At 52.8% G+C, this 9,053-nt stretch carries 1 protein-coding gene; it reads left to right on the forward strand.

Annotated features, from left to right (window positions below):
• Nucleotides 1-9,053, forward strand: a 9,053-nt coding sequence (locus PHS46_08205; GenBank protein MDD3906483.1) for a hypothetical protein, incomplete at both ends; no start/stop codon positions are given.

Here is a 9,053-nt window from a genome sequence, read left to right on the forward strand (position 1 = left end):
ACGCTTCTGTCAAGAACGGTTTTAAATGCGGCAGGTTACGGCGCCGTCTCTGCCATGGGAGGCGTCATCGACAGGGCTTTAGGCGGGGCGGGTTGGGGTAGCGGCCTTGGCGGTTGGAATATTCTGGCGGATCTGGCGGTAGGCGCCGGCACTGCGGGCGGATACACTCTGGCGAGCGGCCTTACCAGCGGCATATACCGCATGGCGGTAGTTACGCCGATTTCGGTCGGGGTTTCTCTCGCGCACGATAGAAGTGATATCTGGACTTCATCCGGCTTTATAGCCGAAAACTTCGCGGTGTCGGTTCTAAACGGAATAACCGCGGCAGGTTTCATCCTGTACGGCATGTCCAAAAACGGCATAGGACAGCTCGCCTGGTCGAAGACAGTCATAAACGATTTTGCTTTCGGCTCTACGAGGATCGCCTCGCTCGGCATCGAAGTGCCGAACATGGTCTTGAAGCCTGTTATGACCGCCGTAAGCTGGCCATTCATGACGGCGGTATTTTCGCCGGCAATGCAGATCGGCACAGCTATTATGGCTTCGCTTGCCGAAGGCGTAAGGTCTACCCTTATAAATGGCTTCGCGAATAGCAACTGGCAGAATCCGTTTACGATATTCGCCAATAACTGGTCATGGGGAAATTACTTCACTGAGATAGCGCAGTCGCCCGCCCCGGGATTCATCATGGGGTTTGCCCTTGCGATCGCCGGCGGGTATCGTCCGGACAGCGTCTCGGCCGCCTCTACTCTTAACGTAATTCGCGCCGGATGGGGCGAGGCAGGCGGTGTGGCCGGCAGAGCGCTATACGCTCTTGAGCTTGTAGCCAGCGCTATTACCGGAAACCTCGCGGAATTTCGCGAAGGATCGATGGCCGGGGAGTTTAATAAATGGGCCGCGACGCCGCTTGAGAAAGCCTCTGGACTATTCGAAAAATCCGCGCTTGCCCTCGCGAAAACAGGACAGTATATATCGAACAACGCGTTGATGGGATTCAAGCTCGCCATAATAGGCAGTGCGCTAAACTACGATAATTTCATATATAAACTCGGTGGCGAAGGCGTAAATGAAACTCAGCGTGTCGGGTTCGGCGAATTCGTAAAACAGCAGTTGGCGTTCGCTATACTCCTTATGACAAACTCCCCAACGTTAAAGGCCGAACACGCGGAGTTCTTAAGGATAAGCGCCGAGGCTCGTAGAAACGGCCTCATCAGTGCCGAGTATCAAACCGAAATATTGAAGTCTATGGATACCATGGAGCGTAGCGGTGTTAGCGCGCGCGAGGCGCTGAATAGCGTTACGGATAGTTTAAGAAGAGATGTGACGTCGGAACAGGCTGTTCGACAGGCCGCGGCGGAGAGGATTGCCAAGGGTCTTGAATCGGCCGCAGGCTGGGAAGGCCGCGGTTACGAAGAGATGGCTGATGCTATAAGGCAGGATCCATCCGTCGTGCTGGGTAAGGTTAACCCTAAGGCTACGATGCTCGCCTGTCTTGAAGCGACCCAGCATTCTATGGTCGCCACCGCTATCTTGACGGGGGATTTAAGTACTGTGACAAGGAACGATCTTGGTCGTATCACCGATGCCTCCGGAGATATTACCCTTTCGAAATTCGGTGAAACTAAATTTGACACGAATACATTAAGAGAGGTATACGCGGCTCGTTTAGCCGGCGATGCTCACACTCAGGCTGTGAATAGCGGACTAAAGGGTGCCGATAGAGTTTGCGACTTCGCCGACAGAGTCTCCTCTCTTGCCGAAAAATTCGGTCCGAAGATGTCGGAGGCTCTCTTTGACGCCGCCTCCGTACAGGCCCGTGTCATGGCGCGTTCGCTTACAAGGGACACCTCCGCGGGCAACGCCTTGAGAGCGAGAGTGGTGGAGATCGAGAAGAGTGGCACGATGAGCGCCGTTGACAGGTGGAAGGCCGAGCTATTTGCCGAGATTTCGTGGAGGACAGCGTCCGGAGATGTTTTACAAGCCGCCGCCGATAAACTGGACGGAAGACTTAAAGAAAATAAAAATGATATCGCAGGTCTTACCATTAACGAGCGAGGCCTTTTAATGGCGCTGATTGATAGCGCCCTCTACGGAAATTTAAAAGGAACTATCCTTTTTGCCGAGAATAGCGGATATTTGAGAGGTAGTCTGGATGCGACGAAAGAGCACGCCGAGGCTGTCAAGGCCGCGACGGAGCTTAAGCTATCCGGCGGTGTTCGGCTCGGGCGAGAATCTGGGCTCGCGAAACTCGTGGTTACAAAGGCGTTGGAGAGTTTTAGGTTAGGCGTAAGCACAAGGGCTGTGGTTGAACTTTCCTCGTCGTATCGCCAGGCACAGCAGAAACTCGCGCCCATGCAGAAAGACGCCGAAGCGCTGACCTCGGCGGTTATTCGCGAGATGGTAATGAAAGCGTGTGAACGCGCGGGTCTTGATAGTACTGCCGCGGAGAGCTTTATCCGTGGAACTGACACAGCGCGCCGCGCGGAGGTTACGACTGCCCTTAAGGACATGCTTGCCGGAGGGGAGAATATAAGCGGCATATTGGGCGGCCTGCGCGGATTCAGGGAAGGCTCCCAGGACAGGGACTTTAACTCCGGCCGGGTGGCCGAGAACATCATTAAGTTCTGGCTCGAAAAGCCAGGCGCCGACGGAAAATCCTACAAGGATATATATGAGGAAGAGGGTGTTTCCGCCCGCGCCGGAGAGCTTATCTCGGCGTATGACACGGCTCGGCAGGAGACGGCTTCTTTAGAGAGATCACGCAATGAATCCAATCTTCTCGAAGCATTTGGCGGCCGCGGGAGCCTTTTGAGGCAAGACGGTTCCGTCGATGTAGGGCGGACGATGGCGTTTCTCGATACCGCGCTTAAAATGAAGACGTCCGGCGGTGTGGAGCTTGACGCGGGACAGAAGATAGAGCTTATGATGCTCCTCTGCGATATAACCACAGGTATGAATACCGGTACCGGTAAGACATATCCGATAGTGTTAGATGCCATGGCGCGTAAAATAGCCTTAGGCGACGACGCCCGCATACGGATAATAGCGGAGAGTAACTTAGGCCAGTACGCGACGAAGGGCAACGAGAACGACGCCCTCTTCCGTTCCGTCGGGCTTGAGGCGGAAAACCTCAAAGCCAGATGGGACTCTTCTTCCGGAAACCACGAATTAATGACATCCGGAATGCGCGAACTCTTCAATTCATCCGATAAAGTGCTCGTTTCCGATTCGGCGACGATACAGCACCTCGTAAACGAATGGCGTAACAGCGCCGAACTTAAAATAGCCATGCTGAAAGCCAACTGCACTACGATAGACGAATTCCATCAGACTATCCAGTCCAAGATATCAGCGATAGTGGCCGATAACGCCAGGGATTTCAACCCGTCGAAGTTCTCCGAAGACGCCGCCCGCGCTGAAATAGGCGACCGTGTATGGAGCGCGGTTATGAGAGTAGGCGACGGCATAACAGTATATCGCGATAGAGATAAGTTTAATGCCTCGCGCGACAGTAAAGCTTGCATCCTGATAGGTCCCAGAGGCGTCGAGACTATCTCTTACATTGCCGGAGAAAAATTCAAAGAGGCCGGGGTTGACCTGCGCGTCGATAAAGAAGCGGGTGTTATAGACGGCGGCGACCGCTATATGCTTGAGCGAGCGTTATATGTGAAGAACACCGTCTCCATGTCCGATGTCGATAGAGCGCCAGAGGCTACACGCCAGGAAATCCAAAGAGCGGCCAGGGAATGTTTCTACGGCCTCGAGGATGGCACCGGAAAGATAAGGCCGATGGACGAGTCGGGCGAGAGGATGGACAATTCCGTAATAAGCGACGTCTGGACGCAGTATTTTATAATGAAGAAGGAGGGGCTGTCCCCCGAATCTATAAGCGTCAGCGAGACGGCTTACCAGGCCTCAACCGCCATAGCTCTTGCCGGCACGTATTCATTCATGAAGGGCGCCTCCGCCTCCATAGAGATGCTTGGAGTAATGACCGAAGGAAGGCTTGGAAGCGAGATTCGGAATATAAGCGCCGGAGACATCTATAATGCCATAAGCGTAAAGATAATGGAGAAGCTCGCTTCCGGGAAAACGCTTTCTAGCGCTTTACTCACAAGGGATCTGTCGCTTACGCAAGCCGAGCAGATGGTAACATGGATAAAAGCTGAGAAGGCTGAGCACGGTAGTAACCACAGCGTTATATACGGAGACATAACCCTCGACGCCAAAACTGCGGATGCGATGGCCGCTACGCTCAAGGGTGAAGGTTACGCTGTACATATAATAGACAGTCGAAAGGTGATAGACGGTGAAGTGGTAGACCCGACCGCTTTGGCCGAAGGCGCCAAGCAGGGCGACATATTCTTAGTCGCGCGAGCCGGCATGACAGGTTTAAATTATGGAAGGGATCTGGCCAAATGCGCCGACATCGCGGATAGGTTCAACGCCACGATGCTAATAGGAAACGCCGATCTTCTGAAGGCCGACGTATTTACGCAGTTCTTAGGCCGCATCGGCCGTTACGGCGAGAACGCGTCCTATAAGCTGGACATAAACTTCAGCCGTATGGCGGAAAAGATAGGCGAGTTCGCTAAAAGCGATAGCGTAATGAAAGTTTTCATGGATATGGCTCAGCGCTCCGGCCTGACGGATATCCCGACCATCGCGCGTCTTAAAGAAGCGGTTGAGGGCGGCACCGCTAAGGACTGGCTCGGCGCCATGACTTCCGAGATGCGGAGCGATAATCCTTTTAGCGCGGCCGACAAGGCAGGCCTTCTACTCGACGCCATATGCCTGAATAGCTATCTCCACCTTGCCGATTCTGTTTCCAAAGCCGCCGAGCATACCATCTCCGATACGTTAAATACGATGGGCGCTGTCATGTTATTGCGCAATATAATAGAGATGCCCGGAGTGCTCCCGGAAACTAAGGCGATGGCTCAGGCCAAATTAAGGGAGGTTCTGGCATTCAATACCCCTGCCGGTAACCTCGCCCCGAAAGACACTACTTCTGGCGAAGAAGGCCTGGGATACAAGTATTTCAGAGATTCCGTTTCTCAGATGGCAAGACAGACTTACGCGGTGATAGACTATCTTAAAGGCAATGTGAAGGCGAGCGATACCTTAGCGCGCAACATGATTGACTTTACCGAGCGCTCTGTCGATATGATAGCCGATGGTGACAGGACCGGAAAACTGCCGGGCGACTTTGAGAGCAGGATAGCCGATGTAAAGGAAGGCATGACGCTCGGCCGCTCGTCCGATCTTCTCGAGATGTGCGGTGTTTTGAAGAACTTTGCCGGCGACATACTGCCGTCGCATGAGATAACCAACTATGACGCGTTCGGGAGAAAAGATACCGTGGTGAGTATTGCGGATTCCGCGAGGGAAAGTCTCGAACGTGCAGGAAGCGATAAGATAGGGAAGACCAGTTCGGCCGAACTGGTCGATCAGGTCGTAAAGGCTCTTTCGATATCCGATGCCAGGGCGAGGGCTGTGGCGTGGAACGGTTTTGTCACAAGCCAATTTGGCTCCACATCCGCGCAGGCTGTTGCGCTTACCTCGCTCGGCCAGGCCCTCTGCGGTAACGCGGAAGTAACGCTTCAGCAGATGACGGAGCTTGCCTCAAGTTCCGGCAATCTCGACAATAATATTTTAACGCTACTCTATGAGTCTTTGTCTCCATCGGTATTGGCCGGTACGGCGACGGCCATTACAAATATGAACGGCGCTCTTGATTCGTTCAAGGCCGGACCCAACGCCTCCGATTTTAGTAACGTGAACGCGCCGTCCGCTGTGGAAGCGGCCAGGATAATGACGGGTAAGGATCCGTCCGTAGCCGTTACCGGATTTATTCTTGCGCAACTTGCGCCGAAGATTTTCGCGAAATATTCGAGCCTGGGCGAAGTCGCTAAAAATATCGGTAAAGCCAAAATGGCCGATATCCGTAAGCTCGCCGACGCTCTCGGTATCGAGCCTGCGCAGGCTCTCGCGCTTGTCGCGAAAGTCTCCGGCTCCGCGGAAAAATACGCGCTTATTGAAACGGCGGTATCTGATAGAGAATTATTCGCCACCGCTTCCGTAAGCGATGTCATCGCCGCTATCGATGGACGCATGACGATGATGGATTTCGCGCAGAAGTTACGCGCCAACGCCGCCGGCTCTTTTAGCTGGAAGAACCCCGTCGATTGGGCAAAGTATCTCGGTTCCGTTTACGCCCAGAACTTCGCCATAAGGCCGTTCCTCTCGTCGTCTCTTAAGGCATCGGCCGATAACTATTTGAACAAGGTCGAGAATAACCCGCTCGGCACTCTCGTGTCCGATTTGAAAACCGAACTCGAAACCTCCGGCGGCGTATTATCATCCGATAAGGTAGGCCAATTCGCAAAAGCTCACAATACTACGGAAGAGAGGGTCTACGCTCTCATCGGCATTGATTCAAAAGACGAACATGCGATGAAGATATATTCCGCCATCACCCCTGAGATGGCCAGGGCGGCTTCGATTAACCCAAGAATGGATGCTTTTAATATAGCCGGTATAATGGAAAATCTGAGCTCCAAACAGAGCGCAGAAACGTCCGACCACACTGCTTATACCTTGACGGAGATATGCGATGTGTATAATGCCGTGTTCCATACAAAACTCGATGCGGTTGGAATCTCACCGCTTGTTATGGATGCCGCGCAACGGCGGACTCTGCAGAAATATACGGCTTTACCGCAATCCACGCTTGCCGTTGGAGAATATCCGGACGTGGCGTCTTCTGAAGATATGTTGGCCGCGGCGCCTAATATGCCCGAAGCCACGCAGACGTTTACGACAGAAGCCTTGTCATTACCGTATTCATATGCTGTCTCCGAGGGTATTCTTGTGGACCAGGCTGTATCCGGCGAATCATCCGGATTAGAAAAACTACCTTTCCGCGCGCTCGACAGCAATGGAATAATTTCCGGCCACAGGGCGATAGAGGGATCGGTAATACAGGAAGCCATAGACTCTAATCTCCCAATTTATATGTTGGCCATGGGAAAATATAATAGCGCTATAGCCTCCGGTGATTTACAGACAGCCCGTATATCCATAGAGAAAGCCGCTTTTTCATTACAAAGAATAGCCGATGTCGATCCTGAGGCCGCGTTTGCCGATGGGATTATTGTGACGGACAGAATTACAATGCTTGCCTCCATATGGAAAGCCATAGTCATACAGGAGAACATAGATTCTTATAATCTTGCGATTCAGGCAGTTAGAAATAGTCCGATGCCCGGTTCGGTACCATATAATAGCACTGCCGCCGATTGTCTTGATGAGGCCATACGGTCGTTAAAAGCGATAGAGGCCGTCGATCCTTCGGCTGTTACCTTTGGCGGAGTCTCACTGGCGGAGCATATAGCAAAGCTCGCGGCGGCCAGGGCTTCTATGCAGGAGATGACTACCACCGCTACGACGGAGATTCCGCAGATGCCGAGACAGCCTTTCTCTGCGGAAAACGAGGAACCGCAAAGATTAGAATTACCAGGTGCGCCCGATAACGTTTCGGCGCAAGCTTTACAACAGAGAACGCCGGTCGTTGTGCGGCCTAAGGTTGCTGCCTCTTTATCCGGAATGGTCAGCGAAAAAATGACCTACCTTGATAGAATAGCTGTGGCGGAAAGGATGCAGGGCCGCGCCGCTCTCGCGGATCATCGCGCGCGAGAAATCGAGGTATTGCAATTTATATTAGATAATGATCTGGTCCAACACCCCGATGAAGATAATGAAACTTATTTCGGAAGGGTCATCGACCTGGTTATTGATTTGCAAAGAAGTAATTCGGATGGTTCGCGTAGTAAAGAGATCGAGATTGCCCGTGAAGTTAAAGACCTGCTCACTCCGTTGTACGACGCAGAGAAACCCGAAGCGACAGATTTATTTGAAGAGGCCTTCTTAAATAATTTGGATAGCTTGGCCAAGCAAGCCATTAAAGCCGAGCAGATTATTAGTAAGCCCGGTGTTGATAATGACAGGCGAGGCATTGTCGTACAGCCGATGACGGCGGCGTTCGGCGCTACCTCAACACTTACAGCGGCAGGCGCATTGAGTTATACAGGAATGCCCGTTACGGACATTCTTACTATAGGCGCTATCGGCGCCGGTATGCTTGCAGGCATCGCCACGGCAAGTTATGTAACCCGCGTTATCTGGTCACGTCTATCCGGCTTGACTGAAAAGTCCGAACAGAATAAAAGCCGGGCAGATTTAAGTTCGCCGGCACAAGCCGATCTTGGAAGCGGCATTGTGTCAAAAACGTCTGAAGGCATTCCATCCGAGACCGCCTCGCCCGAAGAAAGATTCCCGACTCCTTACGAGAGCGGGGTTATGCAACATGCGGAGTGGCTGACTACTGTAGAGCGCGCTCAGTCCGCCGGACTGCCCGCCCCCCGTGAAATCATCCCGGCTAACGCGTCTCCAGTCGAAACTGAGGCACTGCGATCCACGGTTATCGACGCCCTCGCCCAGCCAATGACTACCTCGCCCGTCATGACCGGCGCCAGTCTCCTGGCGCCCCAGGTACACTTCGGCACCCTCGGCGCCATGAACACGTGCGTAACTCAGATAGCCGAGGCAAAAGGCATAGCCACAGAAGACAGTATCGTGATGCTCGCCGCCTTCAGCTTAGCCTCGGAAGGCAGGCTCCGTGACGGCCAGAAGGTAACGCTTAAGTTCGGCGATTCTGTAGAATATACGATCGAAAGAACATCCTCCGCGATAACGGTTACAGATATCGAAGGTAATGTAATAGCCAATATCGCCGATACCAACCTCGACCTATTAAGCATAATCGCAGGCTATCTGCCGAATGGCAAGAATATCGCCTCCAATATATCGGATAAACTTAAATCTAACGGCCTCGATAAGCTCCACTACGAGGTAAGTGCCACCGTTTATGAATCTGCCAAGCCCGGCGAGATCGTATTAAGCGATATAGCAACGATAACGATAGATCCTAAGACAGGGGAAATAAACGACAGAAGCTCGACCAAGACCGAGCGCACAGACTTAGGTAGGAT

Source organism: Candidatus Omnitrophota bacterium (assembly GCA_028699255.1).
Taxonomy (GTDB): domain Bacteria; phylum Omnitrophota; class Gorgyraeia; order 2-01-FULL-45-10; family 2-01-FULL-45-10; genus FEN-1322.